Origin of the sequence: Fibrobacter sp. UBA4297 (assembly GCF_002394865.1) — a bacterium.
Lineage (GTDB): Bacteria > Fibrobacterota > Fibrobacteria > Fibrobacterales > Fibrobacteraceae > Fibrobacter.
The window spans coordinates 353,564-372,780 of sequence record NZ_DGUZ01000017.1 but is presented as its reverse complement, the minus strand read 5'-3'; the positions used below and the strand labels follow the sequence as shown (position 1 = coordinate 372,780).

Annotated in this window: 17 protein-coding genes; 3 read left to right on the top strand and 14 right to left on the bottom strand. The window is 48.5% G+C overall.

All coding sequences use genetic code 11. From position 1 onward, the window contains the following. The 10 genes from B3A20_RS09810 to thiL all read right to left on the bottom strand — a co-directional run bounded on the left by B3A20_RS09810 (nt 1) and on the right by thiL (nt 11,446). Nucleotides 1-990, bottom strand: a complete 990-nt coding sequence (locus B3A20_RS09810) for a hypothetical protein (RefSeq protein ID WP_290764140.1) — start codon at nt 988-990, stop codon at nt 1-3. Continuing rightward, a complete protein-coding gene (locus B3A20_RS09805) occupies nt 987-1,898 on the bottom strand; it encodes a hypothetical protein (protein ID WP_290764138.1) in 912 nt (303 codons plus the stop codon). Before B3A20_RS09805 ends, B3A20_RS09810 begins: the two co-directional genes overlap by 4 nt. Nucleotides 1,899-1,931: 33 nt before the next feature. Next, complete coding sequence (locus B3A20_RS09800) at nt 1,932-2,429, bottom strand: ComEA family DNA-binding protein (RefSeq protein ID WP_290764135.1); 498 nt, start codon at nt 2,427-2,429, stop codon at nt 1,932-1,934. Next, entirely contained in the window at nt 2,416-3,168 is a 753-nt protein-coding gene (locus B3A20_RS09795) for a 3-deoxy-manno-octulosonate cytidylyltransferase (RefSeq protein ID WP_290764133.1), read from the bottom strand. The genes B3A20_RS09800 and B3A20_RS09795 overlap by 14 nt, the downstream gene beginning before the upstream one ends. A 6-nt stretch (nt 3,169-3,174) precedes the next feature. Continuing rightward, on the bottom strand, nt 3,175-3,456 hold the full coding sequence (gatC, locus tag B3A20_RS09790) for an Asp-tRNA(Asn)/Glu-tRNA(Gln) amidotransferase subunit GatC (protein WP_073422954.1): 282 nt from the start codon (nt 3,454-3,456) through the stop codon (nt 3,175-3,177). An 84-nt stretch (nt 3,457-3,540) separates the two neighbouring features. After that, entirely contained in the window at nt 3,541-4,530 is a 990-nt protein-coding gene (locus B3A20_RS09785) for an Rpn family recombination-promoting nuclease/putative transposase (RefSeq protein ID WP_290764130.1), read from the bottom strand. 185 nt (nt 4,531-4,715) lie between these two features. After that, a complete protein-coding gene (locus B3A20_RS09780; RefSeq protein ID WP_290764128.1) occupies nt 4,716-5,483 on the bottom strand; it encodes an AgmX/PglI C-terminal domain-containing protein in 768 nt (255 codons plus the stop codon). Nucleotides 5,484-5,740: 257 nt separating this feature from the next. After that, entirely contained in the window at nt 5,741-8,284 is a 2,544-nt protein-coding gene (locus tag B3A20_RS09775) for an ATP-dependent helicase (RefSeq protein WP_290764126.1), read from the bottom strand. A gap of 253 nt (nt 8,285-8,537) precedes the next feature. Continuing rightward, nucleotides 8,538-10,463 carry a GspE/PulE family protein gene (locus B3A20_RS09770; protein ID WP_290764123.1) on the bottom strand — a complete coding sequence of 642 codons (1,926 nt, stop codon included), beginning with the start codon at nt 10,461-10,463 and terminating at the stop codon, nt 8,538-8,540. After that, the gene (gene thiL, locus B3A20_RS09765) at nt 10,460-11,446 is read right to left on the bottom strand and encodes a thiamine-phosphate kinase (RefSeq protein ID WP_290764121.1); all 987 of its coding nucleotides are present in this window, start codon (nt 11,444-11,446) and stop codon (nt 10,460-10,462) included. Before thiL ends, B3A20_RS09770 begins: the two co-directional genes overlap by 4 nt. A gap of 64 nt (nt 11,447-11,510) precedes the next feature. Here thiL and B3A20_RS09760 point away from each other — a divergent pair, with 64 nt between their 5' ends. Both B3A20_RS09760 and B3A20_RS09755 read left to right on the top strand, forming a co-directional pair. After that, nucleotides 11,511-11,966 carry a hypothetical protein gene (locus tag B3A20_RS09760; protein WP_290764118.1) on the top strand — a complete coding sequence of 152 codons (456 nt, stop codon included), beginning with the start codon at nt 11,511-11,513 and terminating at the stop codon, nt 11,964-11,966. Between the two features lie 15 nt (nt 11,967-11,981). After that, on the top strand, nt 11,982-12,965 hold the full coding sequence (locus B3A20_RS09755) for a hypothetical protein (protein ID WP_290764115.1): 984 nt from the start codon (nt 11,982-11,984) through the stop codon (nt 12,963-12,965). Between the two features lie 12 nt (nt 12,966-12,977). Here the strand turns inward: B3A20_RS09755 and B3A20_RS09750 are convergent, their stop codons facing one another. Together B3A20_RS09750 and efp are read right to left on the bottom strand one after the other, a co-directional pair. After that, complete coding sequence (locus tag B3A20_RS09750) at nt 12,978-14,552, bottom strand: sialate O-acetylesterase (RefSeq protein ID WP_290764113.1); 1,575 nt, start codon at nt 14,550-14,552, stop codon at nt 12,978-12,980. Between the two features lie 185 nt (nt 14,553-14,737). Further along, the gene (efp, locus tag B3A20_RS09745) at nt 14,738-15,322 is read right to left on the bottom strand and encodes an elongation factor P (protein WP_173563545.1); all 585 of its coding nucleotides are present in this window, start codon (nt 15,320-15,322) and stop codon (nt 14,738-14,740) included. 41 nt (nt 15,323-15,363) lie between these two features. Here efp and B3A20_RS09740 point away from each other — a divergent pair, with 41 nt between their 5' ends. Continuing rightward, nucleotides 15,364-16,332, top strand: coding sequence for a KamA family radical SAM protein (locus tag B3A20_RS09740; RefSeq protein ID WP_290764109.1), 969 nt, complete (start codon nt 15,364-15,366; stop codon nt 16,330-16,332). A 121-nt stretch (nt 16,333-16,453) separates the two neighbouring features. Here the strand turns inward: B3A20_RS09740 and B3A20_RS09735 are convergent, their stop codons facing one another. Then, on the bottom strand, nt 16,454-18,325 hold the full coding sequence (locus B3A20_RS09735) for a hypothetical protein (RefSeq protein ID WP_290764107.1): 1,872 nt from the start codon (nt 18,323-18,325) through the stop codon (nt 16,454-16,456). Continuing rightward, nucleotides 18,322-19,149 (bottom strand): TIGR02147 family protein, encoded by an 828-nt coding sequence (locus B3A20_RS09730; protein WP_290764106.1) that lies wholly within the window; start codon nt 19,147-19,149, stop codon nt 18,322-18,324. The genes B3A20_RS09735 and B3A20_RS09730 overlap by 4 nt, the downstream gene beginning before the upstream one ends. Between the last annotated feature and the right edge of the window lie 68 nt (nt 19,150-19,217).

The following is a 19,217-nucleotide window of genomic DNA, read 5'->3' as shown; positions in this document are numbered from 1 at the left end:
CTAGTGGAGTACTAACATTTCAATACGTAGCGCAGTGACCAGATTTTTCTTAGCAAACCTCAGGTCTGCCTTAGGCACGCCCATACGAATTGGGGATTCCGAAAAAACATTCAAGAAGTTCAGCAAATCAGCGAAGTCTGCGGTCGTCGTCACGTTGTACGCATAACGTTTAAACACGCCAAAGTCTTCGACGACAGGCTTTTCCAAGCCCTTCAGTTGAACCTTGTTTGTAGCAGCGAGTGACTTAAGCGCCCTAACTTCAGCTGCAATTTCGTTTGTTGCAACAAAGTTACGAATTGCATTGAGCTGCACGTCCGTCACATTGAACTGACCAAACGCAGCCACTTCCGTCGCCGCTTCCGAGGCAATCGGAGACTGGAACTGCCGACTCACCGCTTTAAGCCTATCCATAAGCGTGTGCTGCGACGAAGCCTTCATCGCAATACCGCGCAAGTAATAATAGTTCGGAGCCTGGAACACACATTCCGAGAATCCGATATCATCCGGAGCAGACGTGTTGAGGAACGTCAAGAACTTCGGAAGAGCCTTTTTCTGGAACGAGAGTTTTTCAAGCGGAAGATAGCCGCTATAGCTTGTTCGTTTATTATTAAACAACGCTTGAGGCTTGATTTCGTTTACAATATCGCTCACAGGCATTGCAGCACGAGCCTTGGCAATCGCTTCACGCTGTTTGGCCACCTCTTCGACCGTCGGACCGGCAGGGGCCGTCTTGTTTGCTGAAGTTCCCTTTGCCCCAATCAAGTTGAGGTAAGAATCAGGGAAAACGCCATCCAGGGCTGCAGGAACGCCGTTCAAATTCAAGTAAGCGCTCAAGCCCAGGAATGCAGCAACAATCACTGCAACATAAGCCAGGTACTTTCTCTTGTTACGACGTTCCACATCCGCAACATTAGTCACATGCAAATGCTGCGAGACATTACCGATGGAGGAATTCTTTTCCGCCACCGCAATAAGGTTCATATGAATCATACACCCTCCATCTGATTGAGCGCGGCACCGACAGCACCGACACAGCAAATCATGTCAGCGGGGTTCACGCTTTCGTCACACGGGAGCTGGGAAAGTCCACTCATCAGCGAGACCTTGTAGCCAGCCAATTTGCCCAGGAGAATTTCCACGAACTGTTCATTCGAGGCCATTTCGCCGCAAAGGCGCAAATCCGTCACGCCATTGATGGAGTTCTCCGTCTGCGCAAGTTTCATCTGCTCAATAATCTCATTTGCAAGAATCGGGTACGCCACATCCTCGGTCTTGCCGACCATCGAAAGCGTCGAGACACAACGCAAGGCAAGAAGTTCATCGCGGCGCATCCAGGCCAGCGTCACACCGGTAAAGTCCGCCTTCACCACGCAGACAGCATCCTTAATCTTTTCGCCCACATCCATCACGTTCATGAGCGAGAGCACATCGACTTCCATCGACTTCGGCGAGAGGATTCGGGAACGGAAGCCCTTGCGCAAAGCATCGACCCACTCCTTGCGAACCGCCATGATAAGTTCATTATAACCCAAAGAATCGTCACCACTCAGCGTAATGGAATCTACGACGTAGGCGTTCACGTCAGCATTTGTGAAAAGTTCCATGTACCACTTGAGGTACTGATCCTTGTTGGCAGCAGCCTCAGGCGGGATATACACCTTGCGAATGATAGACATTGTCGCAGGCATCGTCACAGAAGTCGCTTCGATATCCTTGATCTGGTTATCGTCCACCCACTGCTGGAGCATGCTTTCAAAAAGGAAAATATCGTAAATGGGGTTACTCTCCGACGGGAGAACAGCCGCCTTAACCACTTTCTTTGCAGAAGCGTCCACAAGGGCGACCTTCATGGAAGTATCGCCAACTTCTACGCCTAGATATAACTTCGTATCGCTCATAAATATGCTTATGTAAAGTTTTATATCCTAAAACTAATCAAAAATTATCAATTGTAACATGTTTTCAAGTTTTTTCTTTCCAATTCCATGCACTTTTTTAAGGTCCGACGGCCCCTTGAACGGTCCTGAAGCATTTCTGCGCTCAATAATTTTATCAGCAAGCTTAGGCCCCACCCCCTTTATCGCACACAAGTCATCGGCACCTGCCGTATTGATATTTAGCGGGAACGAAACTTTTTTCTTTGCCTTGCGGTGATGCTCCGTCAATTTCGGACCGGAATCCGCAAGGGTTATTATTTTGTTAGTATCGCTAGTTGGAGCCGCACTAGTATCTGCAATCGGGACCGCATAAGAAGACGCTCCCGGTGATGCGGCAGGAGCACCCCCCGGAGACGCATTTGCGACAACAATAGCGTCACCGACTTCGAACGTTTCGATAGACGGGAGTCCCCACGGGAGGTAACGGACGGTTAAACCAATAATAAAGAGGATGATTGCAAGTTTGAGAATTCTTTTTTCAGATGCGTTCATTGCCTTTCTGAGAGCGTTCATCTAGCAAAGGATTTAGCAAACGATCTAGCAAAATATTCTCAACGTGAGTTGCGTCCGACGGGACGTCCACGGAAATGCTCGGATAAACGCTCTCGACAATGCGGATGGGGCGACGCCCTAAAATCCTCATCTGTTCCAGCGAGCGTTCCAGCTCAATCTTCGCCTGCGGGAGCGACGCAAACTCGTCACGAGCTTCGCGGGAATAAGCGTAAATGCCCTGGTGCTGGAACCAGCGACTTGCTTCGGCTGTCGGCACCACGCGGGTAAAGTCGACAGCAAGGCCATCGCGCACGAGCACTTTCACGACGGTCTTGAGTTCAGCTTCTGCGGGGTCAAGCGGGCATGCGACCGTCACCCAGCAGTCGGGGTGTTCCGAGAGGTCTTTCGCGACATCGCGGAGCACAGAAGGTTCAACGAGAGGCTCATCGCCCTGGAGATTCACGACTAGGTCAAGGCCAAGCTTTTTGGCGGCCTCTGCCACGCGGTCAGAACCAGTTGCGCATTCGCCAGTCATCACGCAGTCAAAGCCAGCCGCCTTGACCACCGCCTCGATTTCAGAACTATCCGTCGCACAGACAATGCGGTCAAAGCAATCCGCAAGGAGCGCGCGCTCCATGGTACGGACAATCATCTCCTTGCCGTTGAGCTTCAGGAGTGGTTTCCCCGGGAATCTGGACGAGCCCATGCGGGCCGGAACGATGCAACTAACCTTGTTCAAGGCGAACTACATCACCTTCGGGATGGCGAAGTGGTCGTTTTCAACCGCCGGAGCATTTGCGAAAGCCTGTTCGAGAGTAAAGCCCTGCACCGGCACATCTTCGCGGAGAATGGTTGCGCCGTTTTCGACAGCCGTCATCGGTTCCACGTTCGAAAGGTCCAAAGCTTTCAATGCTTCGAGATGGTCGAGCATCTTGTCCAAGTGCCCCTTGATTGCCGGAATATCTTCTTCTGCGATGCTCAAGCGAGACAACTTCGCAAGCTTCAATACTTCTTCACGTTCAAGCATAAAAAACCTCTTATTTTACGGAATGCAAGATAGAAAATTTTTTCTACTCCGCTAAAATTTGTTCCTCGATATACCCAAAGTAAGTTATCCATGAGACAGTCTGCTTTGACGAAGAACCTCTAATTTGGCTTGCATTTCAGCAATTTTTTCATCAGACATTCCCATTTCACGTAGAACAGTTTCTGTGTCGTCTCGATTCTGCGCCAATTCAGCTTTAGCGTTTTCTGCCTTTTGACGTTCTTCGTTAATCAGCTTTTGCGCCTTGGCTTGTTCTTCGGAGCGCGCATCGGCAATTTCCTGGCGGTAAACATCGCCGGCACTGACGAATCCGTACTTTTGTCCAATGCTCTTGAAAGCCATGTTCAACTCCTTCATAACTTCTTTACCGAGATACTCCGATAAATATAGACTTATTTTTTCGAGCAAACAAGAGCACTCCTTATCTAGCATTTTTCGCAATCTCGGCTTGAACTGGTTAAATACGTGAAGGATAGCATCCTTGTCGTAAGCGTGCGCCATCGCCGCGATACCAAAGCCTGTCGTTACATTTTCGCAAGCAAGGCAATCGCTGTCCGGAATGTCCGACATATTCACGAACGCACAACGGAACGGCAAAACCATGCCGTGAAAATACGCAGGATAGTCCTTCTCAAGCAATTCAAGCGGATTCCAATTTTCTCGTCCGTTATAAAAAATCATCGCCATCGTCGGGAGGCCGTCAAATAGGCGCCCCTCGTCAAAGCGTTTCATCACGGAACGCATGTAACGCGCAAGTTGATTGAACATATTGGCATCGCGGCCAGACTTATGTTCCACAAGGATGCCCACAAACACGGGTGCGCCCGTCAGAACATTAACACGGAATGCCAAATCTGCATCACCCGTTTCATAGACCTCAGAATACGAATCCGGAATGCGGACTAGCGTATCCAAATTTACCGCAGCGAGGAACTCCCCCACATCAATATTTATTTTACCAGCAAGTTCAAGCAAATACCTGAGATGCTTAACATCTGCAAATAGCCAACGGAAAAAAGCATCGTGAGGCTTTTTTGCCGCCTGTTTTTCTTCCATAAAAATCCTTTCTCTTTTTTAGAGACAAGTTTATATAGCAAACGATATAAGAAAGGATATAGCAAACGATATAAGAAAAACAGTTCATCAGAACCGTTAACTATAATCTAACAAACAAGTTCAAGAAAAACAAGGGGTCGGGCTGGTTGACATCCATTTTGCCAACAACCGTTTGCAAGCAAAAGTCATTCAGTAAAAATCAACGGAATTGTGACAGTTGTTTTGCCGGATTTTATTTTATGAAACATCCAACGGCTTACATATTGTTGAATTCCAGTGTCAAATTCGCGATTTTGTGTTGTAGAGGAAACGATGGAAATGTCAGAAATTTCGCCACTGGAAATTATTGTGAATTTTAAGGTAATTTGGCCTTGAAATCCCGGCATTTTTTTTAAGTGTTTACGATAAATATGGCGAAGGCCTGGAGTGCGCAGACGAATAGTTTTCATAATATCTGAAGCAGTACGAGAGCCATTCTTTTCATACTTAAAATCAATTTCACGTACAGGAGGTATCTTAACAGAGCCCCTAGATGCACATCTAACTCCAAATTGAACACAAGAAGGATAATTCATAACAATAGGATTCTGTTGTTCAAAATCAATAGCAATACCTTTACTTCGACGAATTCTATCCCGACTTGCCTCATTTTTTTCATCAAAGCTAGGTATCGGCTTACCACGACGATACCAACTACTATCTAGACCTGCAGAGGAACTATCATTTTTTAAGTTCCTTTGATGTGCAACATTATCATTAGATTCTACAACATTATAATCATCCTTGAAACAACAAATAGGTTTTTCATTTTTCTGAGATGTAGCCAATTCCTTCGTTTCAGTCAAATGACTAGACTCAGTCACTCTTTTTTCTTCTTTGCAACCAGAAAGTACAAAGGCAACACTTGCGACGACAATCGCGATGAAAAAATTTTTCATTTTAAAAATTTTCATATTCGCCTCGCATTCTTTCAGCACTGCAAACGTGAGAACATCTGAATATCATTTACAAAATCGCAAAAACAACGCCAAGCGTTTTTATGAAAATTTATATGTAAGGACTATGCTCTGGATGTTTCGCATTCGCTCAACATGACATGATACGAGAAAGGTGATGCCGGAACAAGTCCGGCATGACATTGCAAAAGATAATGACCAAATCCTATCGGGGGCTGCGCCCCTCCAGAATGACACCCAAAGCGGCGGAGCCGCTATCCAATCACTTCCAACGCAGCGTATTTGAGGATGATAGTGCGGTTCATGTTCTCGCGATCGAAGCGCACATCGACGCGGGCATTATCGCCACTGCCGTAAACCTTCATAATCACACCCGTCCCATACCTGGAATGGCGAACGCGTGCGCCTTCGTGATACGGATTGTCGTACTCGATTATCGGACCAGACGGAGCAGGAGCCTTTACAACCTTCACCGGATTGCGGTAAACAATGTGCTTATCGTTCTTCTTGATGGACGCCGGAACAGGCGCCGGACGAGAGCCAAACGAAGACCCGCCAAAACCGCTGCGGGAGCCACCAAAGCTACTGCCGTGGGAGGCACCGCCAAACGAGCGGTTTCCATAAGAATTTCCATAGGAATTGCCCGAGCCAGAGTTTCCATAAGACGGACGAGAACCATAACTCGACGAGCCGAACGAACCGTAAGACGGCTTAGAGCGCGTATTGCCGACAAAGTCAGGCACGCCCGGTCGCGTATTCAGGCACGGCGTAAAGTCGACAACAGACGGATCCAGTTCCTTGAGGAATCGCGACGGCGCAAACGGTCTAATGTTTCCTTGGAAGAACCTGCGTTCGGCATGGTACAGATAAAGTTTCTTTTCAGCACGGGTGCAACCCACATAGAACAGGCGGCGTTCTTCTTCCATCTGCTCGTTGATTTCTGCCATCGAGAGCATAGAAGTTCCACGCACGAGCGGGAAGATTTCATCATCGCAGCCCGCCAAATGAACCGTATTAAATTCCAAGCCCTTCGCCATGTGGATTGTCATGAGCGTCACAAGGCCCTTCGACGTATCGACCTTCTTGTCGCCATCCGTCAAAAGCGAAATATCCTGCAAGAACGCATCGAGCGTTGCACCCGGATGTTCTTCGTCAAATTCGCGGATAGCGTTAATCATTTCGTCCAAGTTCGCAATGCGTTCGTCAGCCGTGATTTCGTCTTCCTTGCGCAAGAAATCCTTATAGCCCGTATCGTTGATGATATGTTCTGCAAGAATCGGGAGCGGATACTCGCCAGAAGTCATCATGTTTTTCCAGTTCGTCACAAGATCCGTAAAAACCTTGAGCTTCGGAGCGCCGCGACCGGTGCCGTTCGCCTCAGCCAAAAGATTGTCCCAGAACGAACCCTCGCCCGCTTTCACCTTGGCGAGCACGCCTTCGACTGTCGTCTTGCCGATGGCACGCGGCGGAGTGTTAATCACACGCAAGTAAGCGGCATCGTCTTTCTCGTTGGCGAGCACACGCAAGTAGGCAAGCACATCCTTGATTTCCTTGCGGTCCCAGAATCTTGTTCCGCCAAAAATTACCGACGGGATGCGCAGGTCGTTGAGCGCCTTTTCGAGCACACGCGACTGGGCGTTCGTGCGGTAGAAAACAGCCGTCTTTGCATAAAAATCAGGACCCGCCTGCGCAATCGTCTTAGCAATGTTCGAGGCTTCAGAACGGTCGTCTTCGAAATAGCGAACATGAATGAGCTCGCCCGCTTCTTCCTTGGAAAACACGTTCTTCTGCATTTCTGCTGGGCGGATGTTATGCGCAATCACAGAACCTGCGCCTTTAACAATGTTTGCGGTCGAGCGGTAATTGCGTTCGAGCTTTACAATCGTCACCGGAGCAAAATCGCGGTGGAAATTGCGAATAATCTTGATGTTTGCGCCACGCCAGCCGTAAATACTCTGGTCGTCATCGCCCACCACCGTTACGTTTTTCGTATCCCTGTTGATGAGCAACTTCAAAAGTTCATACTGGACGTCGTTTGTGTCCTGGTATTCGTCCACGACAACGTACTGGAATCGTTGTCTCAGCTGTTCCGCCAGATTCGGCACCATCTGCAACATGCGAACCGTATTGAACAGCAAGTCGTCGAAGTCCATCGCATTCGATTCCGCAAGCTTTTTCTGATAAGCTTCGTAGTAACGAGCATAGCGCTCCTGGTCGGCAAATTCCGCATTCATGGTCGCCACGTCCGGAGTCTGCAAGGTAGCCTTATCACCTTTGTACAAAACCGTATTCTTGAAACGGGAAATTGCGCCGTGCACCTTTTTCAGTTCTGCAACATCGTAATCATCGCCCAGATCATCCTTCAAGATTTCCTTGAGGATGCGCTTCTGATCGTCGTCATCATAAATCGAGAAATTCGCATCGAACCACTTGCCGCCAAGTGCCTTGATGACCGATTCCTTCGCCAGACAGAGCTTCAGAAGCTTAAGGCAAACAGAGTGGAACGTGCCCATCCAATTGAACGACTTACGGCAATTCAAAAGTTTCTGGATACGGTCCTTCATTTCGCGGGCGGCCTTGTTCGTAAAGGTTACCGCCAGCACGCGATTGGAATCAACTTTGTGGTACGAAACCAAATGAGCAATCTTGTAAGTAATGCAACGCGTCTTTCCAGAACCTGCACCGGCCAAAATCAGCATCGGGCCGTTAATTTTCTTCGCGGCTGCGGCCTGTTCCGGGTTCAATTCCTTGTCTAAAACACTATCATCAACAACATTGCATTCTACGAAATCGTCCATCTAGCACTCCTAGTCGATATACAGATGTGCAATATAGAAAATAGGTTGTAGGTTTTAGGGGTTAGGCATTAGGAAATAGCCAATGGTTATTGGTTATTGGTCAATGGTCATTAGTTATTAGTCGTTGGTTATTAGTTTAGACTCTTACAAAAATAGGAGATGCCCGATCAAGTCGGGCATGACAGGACGAAAAGTCCGAGATAACAACGTAATATTTCCTAAGACCTACAACCAGCCTCCTATAACCTAGCGACTATTCATCCGCAGTAGATGCGCCGATGGCCTGTTCCAACGTGGTCTGGCCCTGGAGCGCCTTGTTGATGCCGTCCATACGGAGCGTAATCATTTCGCAAGACTTGATGGCCTCGCGTTTGATTTCGTCACCGGATGCGCGCTTGATCACGAGGTTACGCACAGCTTCGTTCGGCACGAGGAACTCGTAAATACCGCAACGGCCCTTGAAGCCCGAACCATCGCACTTTTCACAACCGCGGCCATGGTAGAACTGCATATCCGGCGAGAGGTGGAGTTCATCGCGAAGTTCCTGCGAGATTTCGACCGGCTCCTTACAGTTCTTACAAATGCGGCGCACAAGGCGCTGAGCCAACACCCCCTTAATTGCGGTAGACACAAGGAACGGTTCCAGTCCCATTTCGAGCAAACGAGGAAAAGCACCAGCAGCGTCGTTTGTATGGAGCGTACTGAAGACCAAGTGACCCGTCAAAGCAGCTTCGATAGCCATCGTCGAGGTCTCCTGGTCACGCATTTCACCGATCATGATAACGTCCGGGTCCTGACGGAGCAAGGCACGAATGCCCGCCGCAAAGGTAAAGCCAGCGGCATTGTTAATCTGACCTTGGTTCACACCGTCAATATTCAATTCCACCGGGTCTTCCATCGTCGAGATGTTGATCGTGGAATCCAAAATTTCTCGAATAGATGCGTAAAGCGTCGTAGACTTACCGGAACCCGTAGGACCGGTAACGAGCACAATGCCGTTCGGGGCATTAATCGCATCGATAAACTGCTTGAGCACACGGGCGTCAAAGCCCATTTCACGTAGCGGGAACTGACCCGAATTCGGGTCCAAAATACGCATAACGATCTTTTCGCAGACGCCGCGCTTACGCAAAGAAATCGGGAACGAGCTCACACGAAGGTCCACTTCGGATCCCTTGTAACGCACTGTGAAACGTCCGTCCAACGGCTTACGCTTTTCTGCAATGTCCATCTTGGACAAAAGCTTGATACGCGAAAGAATCTGTGGCATCAAACGTGCCGGAATCGGAGACATCACCTGCAAGTCACCATCAATACGGTAACGCAACTTGAGGAACGTCTCTTGCGGTTCAAGGTGAATATCGGAGGCGTGACGTGCAATCGCTTCGTGAATCAAGGTCGTCACAATCTTCACGACCTGGCGGCCTTCTTCGTCGGTCAGTTCCGGTTCATCACTTGCACTACTACCGCGTTCGACCGTTTCAAGTTCATCTTCGTTAGAACCGCCAATAAGTTCGGCCAGGGATTCTTCGGCAGGGCCGTGGCCCGCAAAAAGGATATCGATAGTCTTCTTGATGTCCTGTTCAGACGCCATGACCACATCGACATGGCGCTTGACCTTAAACTTGATGGAGTCCCTGAGGCGCACATTCGTCGGGTCCGCCATCGCAACCACGAGAGCCTGGCGGGCATCTTTAGACACATAAAGCGGAACAATCTTGTTCGCACGGCACTGGTCTTCGGGGATAAATTCATAAACCTTTTCATCAAGCTTAATGGCATCGAGCTTGACGTACGGAACCTCGAACTGGCAACAAAGAATGTCGGTGAGCTTTTTCTCGTCGATAAAGCCCATATCGATAAGCACACGACCCAAGCGCTTGCCGCCAGCAGTCTTTTGCTTTTCAAGAGCCTCGTTCAACTGTTCCTGAGTAATAAAGCCCTGGTCCAAAAGCATTTCACCAATACGTTTTTTGGTGACGCTCTGCATTTGCACACCGAGAATATCGGTCAGCTGTTCCTGCGAGACCATCCCCGCCTTCACAAGAACCTGGGCAAGAGTCAGCTTCTTGCCTTTTTGCGTCCAAAACTTAACTTCGTCTTCGGCGTACTTTAACTGATCTTCGTTAATCAGGTTAACGCGAACCAGCAACTGCCCTAAACTATTTGAATCTTTCATAGATGCGACCATGCCCGAGCATTCAAGAGCACCCTAGCTCCATCTTGCCTTTTCAAATAAACACCTCTACCACAAGATACCATACCGATATCATAGATTGCGCCTTTCTGGGGCGCTCCTTGTAAATATATACTTTTTGTAAGATTAGAAGTGAACAGAAGTTCGTATTCTTCACCCCCATTTAGCGCAAATTGGAGAGGGGAAAGGCCAAAATACGAGCACATTTCTAAAACATCTGGGTCAATCGGCAGCTTTTGCTCGTCTATTTCAATGGAAACGCCCGACGAGAGAGCAAGGTGGTTTACTTCGGAACTAAGGCCATCGCTAATGTCCATACAGGCGCCACGCACCCCCTGTTTTACCAATTGGGCCCCTGCATCCTCACAAATTTGGGGTGCCAAGTGGTATTCGACGAGCCTCGGGAAGCGTTTTGCCTCTTCAGGATGGTTCATCAAAATCCAAAGTCCGGCGTCAGATTTGCCGAGCGTACCCGCCACAAAAACATGGTCCCCCGGTTTTGCGGCACTGCGGAGGAGCGCAGTTTCGCCATCAGTCGCGCCAAGGAGTGTTGTCGAAAACATTCCGACATCGCCAGAGACCGTATCTCCACCAATCAACGTAATTTCTCTTCTCTCAAAGCCTTGCGCAACAGCCTTTGCAATTCTGTTTCGAATTTCTTCGCTCCAATTTTTGTTCACGCAAAGTCCGAACAGTGCAATCTTGGGCCGACCGCCCATGGAAGACACATCCGAGACGTTGGACACAATGTGCTTTTCGACCGCCTGTTCCGGACTCGACCAGTCCAGCCGGAAGTGCGTGTTTTCGACCGAGAGGTCCTTGGTCGCAAGCCAGCCATCAAAGATGGCGCAGTCATCCCCCGCCGACAGCCAACCGCGGTGCGTGGGTGGTTCATGTTTTAAGGGAGCAACCCCATCCAATATTTTACGGACAAACCGAAATTCACCAAGATCAGGGAAATTCATAATTTTCAATGACAATTCAATTTTTCTCCCCATAATTTAACAATAAACTTTCTATACTTTAGCTGTGGGACACATATTTTTCATAACGCCATCTTCGCCAGGCAGCCTCGACAAGCTGAACCAGTGGACCTTCCGCTGGCTCTTAGAGCATGGCAACATGGCAGAGGATTCCACCCTCTATACTTGCAATTCCATCGAAAGCGCCCAGAGCCTTTTGGAATCGGCACTCATCATCGGCCAGTCGCCATCGCTCATCATCTTTGACCACGCCGACCATGCAACCGAGAAGAACCTCGCCTTCAGCAAGGAACTTCACAACGGTATCCCGGAATCCTGGATTATCGAAATCATTCCGGACGATATGCCACTCCCCGAAGATTCCAGAGACGATAGCACATTCTGGATTCGCCGACCAGTGAGCGAAGAAGAATGGTACGCAACTCTCGAAAGCGTGCTGCATAAGAACGGTTGTCCGCAATGGGCCAAGTGGACCCAACATAAAAGCTATAGAGGAATCTAACAGAGGTTTTCAACCGTGATTAAAGGCGTTAGCTACTTTGGTGTGCGCTCTCCGAAGCTTGCACACATAGACCTTGTACAGATAAAAGAAGCAGGCTACAATGCAGTGCTCCATACTTGGAGCGAAGAGGACCTGCAATACTATTACGACTCCATGAAGCAGATCGTGAACGATTCTGCCGCGATGGGACTCAGCGTTTATGTGAATCCGTGGGGAATTGGTCGCGTGTTTGGCGGTGAAGCTTATTCGGAACTCACAGCACGCAATCACGACATGTGCCAGGTTGCCATAGACGGGAAACCGAAAGTGGCCGCCTGCCCGAACCACCCGGAGTTCCGCGCCTATATGCACAAGTGGATTGCAACCGTCTGCGATACGAAAGTCTCTACCATTTTTTGGGACGAGCCGCATTTTTATTTTGAAAAAGGCGGGCTCAGCAACTGGAGTTGCCGTTGCGAAAAATGTCGCGAAAAATTCCGTACAAAGTTTGGTTACGAGATGCCCGCGGAACTTACAGACGACGTAAAGCTGTTCCGCGAAGAAAGCCTCATTGAATTTTTGGACGAGATGACTCAAGATGTTAAAGCGCGCGGCAAACGCAACTGCGTTTGCATGCTGCCGCCGTGGTTCCCGGCGGGGCTCGACGACTGGAGCCGTGTCGCGTGCCTCGATGCCGTTGATGAAATCGCAAGCGATCCGTACTGGGAGCGCGGAGCAAGCGAAGAATGGGTCCATGAAAAATACCGCGAAACAGCAAACAAGCTCGTCGAAGTCGCAACCCGCTACGGGAAATCCGTACAGATGTGGGTCAAGGCGTACCAAATTGAAGCGGGCCGCGAAAATGACCTCGCCATCGCTGTCGCTGAAAGCCGTGCTGCAGGCATCAAGAACATTTTCGCCTGGAGCTACCGCGGTACCGAAACGTTAAGTTGGCTTAAAAGCGATAACCCGGACCGCGTCGCGGAAGTATTCCGCAACGCAGTAGGAAGTAGACAGTAGGAAGTAGACAGGTTATTTCGTCACGCGGATGGTCGCGGAGCTGTTACGAGACTTCACAAGGTACGCGCCTTTGGGCTTCACGAGAGTACGTACTTTCTGCGAAACATCTTTTGCTGTCGTTGCCTCGACACGGCCCACATGTGAACCGAGCATATCGAACACATCGTAAATTTGTGAGCCCGAGGACGCCTCAAATTTCGGGCGAACGACAAGCGACCGATCTTCAACTTCAATCCAGTCAATGTTCACGTAATTGCCTGTAATCAAAAGCTTCAACACGTGCTCGCCCTTAGTGAATTTCACCTGACCTAATTCCAGCCATTCATAGACGTCCCACTCATCGCCCGTTTTTGGAACCTTCGTTGAAGGGACAATTTCCTTATCATCCAGGAGCAGGCTGAAGCTAGACGATTCTGTTCCAGAAGCCACATTCGCAGAAATGTAGAACTTGCCGTCACGCTCCACATTCACGGTGTATTCCAGCCATTCGCCTTCTTCAGTATAACCGATAGCGTAATTGTCTCCACCCTTATAAATATCGACACCGTCCTTGCGGTATGCAGCACCCTTGTTTTCGGAATCTTTATCGGAATAAGAACTATTACCACTACCGACACCATTGATGTCGTAATTTTCAACTTCGATTTTCCCAGGGATTTTCGCCGGTTCGCCAGCAACAACGCTATCGCCATCCACCTTACCAAACGGCTTCTGCGGAACAGGTTCCACAGGCTTGCGGTTCACCGCCTTGAGCATCTGCGCCGCATAGCGCTTGCCGAATTCTACGTAGGCATCGTGATTGAAATGGAATCGATCCACGCCATTGCCCTTCAAGTTCTCGGACGAGGCGTAATAGGTGTTGTCCATCGTGTTCGGGAGTTTCGACACGCGGTCGGAATAGCAGCAGCCTTCACGCAAGAGTTCGCCTGCCACGAACGGCACCGTATCGGAGCTCAAGTTGAGCGCCTTGAGAATATCGTCGCGAGTTTTCTTCACAATTTTCGGCCAGTCCGAGTAGCCGCCATCCGTTTCGCCCTGGTGGAAGATGATGCCCTTGATAACGCCCTTTTCCTGCGCCTTTTTAGCGATATCGATAATCGTCTTCGTCACGTTTCCGTCGCTTGCATATTCTTTCGCATAGTTTTGGAGCCAGGTTTCTGCGGTCGAGAGGTAACTCTTGTATTGGTCCTGGTCAAAAAGCTTGATGCTTGCGCCACCCACTGCAACCGGGATAATTCCGATCGTCACGTCAGGCATGCTGTCGGCCATCGTACGGCCAAACCAGTCCGCCACAGAAATCGTGTTGCCACAGTTAAAGAGCGAGGGCACCGCCGGGTAAACATCGCCTAGCGAGTTGCGGCCCTTGCCCGAGCACTTCTGCGTCGCGAAAATCTTGAAGCGCGAATTTTCAACCTTGTCCGCGCTCTGGGCATCAGCAGTGCCGCCCATGTTGGACTGGCCGTACGCAATGTAAATGTGGAAATTGGGGTCCGGAGCGGCAGTTGCAGGCGCAGTTCCGAACGCAAGGAAGCCCGCAGCAAAACACGCCACGGACGCAAAACCAGAAAGCTTATCAAACATTCCCATATATCCCTTTCGGTTAAACAACAACTATAAATTATACAGAAACGAGAAAAAAGCTCATTTGAAGAGCTGTTATTTTATAGACAGTTTGTCAATGCGACCTCACCGCAGTACAACAAAAGCCCCGTCGCAAGGACGAGGCTTATTTGTATGGATCCTATCGCGCTACGCGCTCCAGGATGACAAGATTACTTTGCTCTTTCGAGGTAAGAACCGTCGCGGGTATCCACGCGAATCTTGGTGTTGTTTTCGATGAAGAGCGGAATCATCACCTTAGCGCCAGTTTCGAGAGTGGCTTCACGCATCACGTTACCGCTGGTGTTGCCCTGAACTGCCGGAGGAGCGTCAACGATCATCAAGTCAACGAAGGTAGGCGGAATCACTTCGATAGGAAGCGTAGCGCCGGACTTCGGGTCCTTCCACCAGGTCACTTCTACAGTAGCGCCATCGAGGAGCCAGACTTCGCAACCATTGAGAGCTTCCTTGGAGATTTCTTCAGTTTCCTGAGTTTCACTGTTGAGGAAATACCAAGTAGAACCGTCGTTGTAGAGGTAGGTCATTTCGGTGTAGGTCACATCAGCTTCTTCCACCGTATCACCGCTCTTCCAGGTGCGTTCGAGAGTACGGCCAGTCACCAAGTTCTTGATACGAACGCGGTTAAAAGCCTGACCCTTACCCGGCTTCACAAACTGGTTTTCGATGATTTCATACGGCTGACCATCAACCATGATTTTCAATTTTTTACGGAATTCGTTGGTGCTTACAGTACCCATATTATCCTCTTTTGGTTTTTGATTCTAAATTTAGCAATATAATGGACAATTCTGTTAAAATCTTCACGCATATTTCTGAATTTTTAGACTATTTGGGCAATGATTTTACCGGTTTGACAAGCGAAATGCGCGCAAACCTCGACCAAGAGCCCACGTTCGCATTCAACTGTTCCAAGCACTACGCCGACCTCATCAAGAATTCGGCCGAGCCCGTCAAACTGCTACGCGAGGTTCTACCGAGCAAGGCCGAACTCAAGGAAGCCCCCGGCTTTGTCGATGACCCTGTGGGCGACCTCCCCGCCGGCAAGTCCGAATGCATCTTGCAAAAGTACGAGAACCGCGCTCTCATCGTTTCGACTTCTGCCTGCGGTGTGCGCTGCCGTTTCTGCTTCAGACGCAACTACCCCTTCCAGGACACACAGAATATCGCGAGAGAAGTTTCGAACTGGCTCGACGTCCATACGAGCATCTGGGAAGTCATACTCTCAGGCGGAGACCCGCTCACGCTTGGCCCGGGACCGTTCCGCGACCTCGTGGAAGCAATTGCATTCCACCCGTCCGTGACGACGCTCCGCATCCACACGAGACTCCCGATCATGAGACCGGACCTCGTGATGCAGCATTTTGAACTTTTGCGTGAACTCCCCGCACGATTCAATTGTGTGCTCGTGGTGCACGTGAACCACCCCGACGAACTAGACGAAGAATCCGCCGCCGTTTTCGCACAACTTAAATTCAGCGGTTGGACACTCTTGAACCAGAGCGTTCTTTTGAAAGGCGTGAACGATGACGCAGAAACGCTCGAACGCCTGTGCCGCAAGCTGTTTACGCAAGGAGTCCTCCCCTACTACCTTCACCAGCTCGACCATGCGAAGGGCGTCGCCCATTTTGAAGTCAGCGACGAACGCGCCCGCGAACTCATCGCGCAAATACGCACAAAACTCCCCGGCTACCTCGTACCGAAACTCGTTCGAGAAATCGCCGGGGAAAAAAGCAAAACGCCGGTGTAGATTAGACGAAAGAGAGCGGCTTTGCCGCAGTGGTTAGTGATTAGTAAACAGTGGTTAGAGAATTCGTAGTGAGCATGCGATTGTTTAGAACCAATAGCCGATGCAACTGCACCGGCAACAATTAATAAGATTTTCTTTCGCGACCGAGAATGCCGTTAATGCAATCCTCGAATTCAGTGTCATTACGCTTTCTAATCTCGTACGCTCCCGATTCCATTTCTTTTAGATAGGGAGCATTTTCTTCACTGCACAGTTCTTGCGTAATATTTGGAATTTCACGGTTATATGCATTGCAAACAACATTACCCGATGTCAATGTTACAGACACACTATCCTTTATTTTCGCATAATTCAATTTCAAATCAAAAGAGTGTCCCTCATAAGTAAACTTCATACTCCTATTCGTTTTTTCTTGCACTGTAATTCCATAATCTTCAGCTAAAGATTCAACATTCCGACCTTCATAAAATGGGGTTTCAATCTGAATGGAGTTTTGACTGTCCAAGAACATGAATAATTCTTCGACAAAAACGGATTTCATGTAATCATAGTCCGCGAGCTCTGCAATATAGAACTCCGTTTTTCCATTATCTATTTTTACAAAATCCTCATCGGCATCATTCAGGCAACCCATTTCACCTTTAGCATCAATCAGTCTGCACGGCAAAATTTTCCAGATTCCATCAAGCTTTCCAGACGATCCTCCAACAAGGAATATCGTCTCTGTCGATTCAAAACCGTCATTACCATCTGCATAGAGTACCGCCGGCCGTGTAAGCGCCAAAGTATCGCCGCGGAAGCCATAGGCATACGTATTTGAATCACCGTAATAGAAATCAGGGTCATACATAAATGATTCGCCTTTCTTGAGGCATCCACCCACTTGTTCATCAACAAACGTTAACGAGTCTTGAGTTTCATTAACAAGAGCTTTACCGGAATACACCATACGAGCCGATGCAAAACCAGCCAGCACATCAACATTTCCAGAGTCCGCACTTGTAGATGTCTTTATCTCGCTTTCAAGAATCCCCTTGACGCATTTTTCAAATTCAGGACGATTATCCTTTTTATATTGCGACGCATGCGCATCTGAATCCCAATTTTCTGCGTTAAATTCCATATAAGGTGCATTTTCTTCGCGGCATAATTCAGGCGGGACGTTTTTCTTCCTGCTATAATTGCCAACGCATGTCGTTCCATTAGACGAAAGCGTCACCGCCACGGTATCGCTATAGCGGACAAAATCTAATTTCAAATCAAATGTGCGACCTTCATGCGTAAACTTCATGCTCTTATTCGTTTTTTCTAGGACAGTAATTCCATATTCTTCAGGACTATTGGCAGACCTTGAATAGAAAACATCGTCAAACGAAATGGAGCTTTTACCGTTCAAGAACCGGAATATATCACACACAAAATTCGTGTTCATATAATCATAGTTCGGCACATCACCGGCACGGAATTCTACGTTGTCTCCATCGATTTTAATAAACTTTTCATAAGCATCGTTATTACAGTAATGAACTCCATCAAGATAAAAGCACGGTTGCGAACGCCAAGTGCCATCCAACACGCCAGAGGTTCCGCCCACGAACTGAACAGTCTCAAGCTCTTTTGTATTTTTATCTTCGTAAATAGAAGAAAGCTGTAAAGTATCATTACGGAAATTATAGGCCAAGCGATTTGTATCTGCAGAATAATAGTCTGGATTATAGAAAATCGTTCCATTACGCTTAATGCAGCCACCGAAAACTTCAGTTACAAATGTTACAGAATCCTTGGATTCATCAACATGAGCCTTGCCCATTCCCGTCACACGAGCAGAAGCAAAAGCCGTTTGCACATCAATGATTCCGCCATCATCATTCGATGATGTATTCGTGTCCTCGGTAAAGCCGGAACACCCCGCAAGTAGCGTAATCCCCGAAAGAACCGTTGCGCAAGCAAGGCTCATGGCAAATATATTTTGCATCAGATTATTCTTTTTCATTTTTTTTCTCCAACTTGTTTGCTCAATGGAAAGAGCTGTAAATTCATTCGATAAACGCGATCGTAACTTTTCACGTTCGATACGATTTCCACTACTTTTTTGCGGAAGGCATCAAGTTCTGCAGCTAGGCGCTCATAAGCTTCTCGGTCAAGGCCCATCGTCATGCCCGAAATGTGGCGATATTCTCGCGAATAACGTTCTAGGGATTCGGCAGCCAAATGCGCATATTGCTTTTGCATATTGACGACCGTCGCCGAGATAACTTCACGAGAGCTCGAAACACCTTCGCTTGTTTGCACGTAATTTCCGCATTCATCTTTTTTCAAGAGCCCAAGCGATTCCTGAAGTTCCAAGGATTCACGAGCTTCGGCAGCAGAAATGGCAGGCACAAGAGCATGTCCCATTTCAAGAGGCGTCGCGCCCTTCATAATCGGGGCAAGTTCCCTGAGTGCCGGGTTTGCCCACGACGAAAAATATTCAAACGACTTCGCTTCCAAAAATTCCACACGGTTTTCGCTAGCAATTTTCATCATCCACTCAAAAGCGACTTGACGGATTTCAGAGCGTGCGGAATCGCAAAATTCAACCATCGCCCGAAAATATTCGGCCTGTACACCAGACAAGTTCATCGCCGGCAAGACCTTTTCAACAGCAACTTTTGAAAGTCGCGTTTTACCGTCGCAAACAAGCATCAAAAATCCCGAAGACGAAAAACCCGCAAGTTTTGCAAATTCGCGCCACGTAAATGCGGAACACTTTTTACGGCTCTCGTAAAAATCTCGCATGTATTCGCGGTAATCTCTATATTCAAAAACGGATTTCATAATTCTTAATCAGCTTTATCTGCTTTAAAAATAAAATTAATTCATGCAAAAACAAATACCAATGAAAC

What these genes read in the sequence shown, in the direction of transcription:
- B3A20_RS09775 (WP_290764126.1), bottom strand. Translation starts at nt 8,284, where the DNA reads ATGGACGATTTCGTAGAATGCAATGTTGTTGATGATAGTGTTTTAGAC.
- efp (WP_173563545.1), bottom strand. Translation starts at nt 15,322, where the DNA reads ATGGGTACTGTAAGCACCAACGAATTCCGTAAAAAATTGAAAATCATG.
- B3A20_RS09785 (WP_290764130.1), bottom strand. Translation starts at nt 4,530, where the DNA reads ATGGAAGAAAAACAGGCGGCAAAAAAGCCTCACGATGCTTTTTTCCGT.
- B3A20_RS09810 (WP_290764140.1), bottom strand. Translation starts at nt 990, where the DNA reads ATGATTCATATGAACCTTATTGCGGTGGCGGAAAAGAATTCCTCCATC.
- B3A20_RS09770 (WP_290764123.1), bottom strand. Translation starts at nt 10,463, where the DNA reads ATGAAAGATTCAAATAGTTTAGGGCAGTTGCTGGTTCGCGTTAACCTG.
- gatC (WP_073422954.1), bottom strand. Translation starts at nt 3,456, where the DNA reads ATGCTTGAACGTGAAGAAGTATTGAAGCTTGCGAAGTTGTCTCGCTTG.
- B3A20_RS09735 (WP_290764107.1), bottom strand. Translation starts at nt 18,325, where the DNA reads ATGAAAAAGAATAATCTGATGCAAAATATATTTGCCATGAGCCTTGCT.
- B3A20_RS09740 (WP_290764109.1), top strand. Translation starts at nt 15,364, where the DNA reads ATGGACAATTCTGTTAAAATCTTCACGCATATTTCTGAATTTTTAGAC.
- B3A20_RS09800 (WP_290764135.1), bottom strand. Translation starts at nt 2,429, where the DNA reads ATGAACGCATCTGAAAAAAGAATTCTCAAACTTGCAATCATCCTCTTT.
- B3A20_RS09805 (WP_290764138.1), bottom strand. Translation starts at nt 1,898, where the DNA reads ATGAGCGATACGAAGTTATATCTAGGCGTAGAAGTTGGCGATACTTCC.
- B3A20_RS09780 (WP_290764128.1), bottom strand. Translation starts at nt 5,483, where the DNA reads ATGAAAATTTTTAAAATGAAAAATTTTTTCATCGCGATTGTCGTCGCA.
- B3A20_RS09750 (WP_290764113.1), bottom strand. Translation starts at nt 14,552, where the DNA reads ATGGGAATGTTTGATAAGCTTTCTGGTTTTGCGTCCGTGGCGTGTTTT.
- thiL (WP_290764121.1), bottom strand. Translation starts at nt 11,446, where the DNA reads ATGAATTTCCCTGATCTTGGTGAATTTCGGTTTGTCCGTAAAATATTG.
- B3A20_RS09730 (WP_290764106.1), bottom strand. Translation starts at nt 19,149, where the DNA reads ATGAAATCCGTTTTTGAATATAGAGATTACCGCGAATACATGCGAGAT.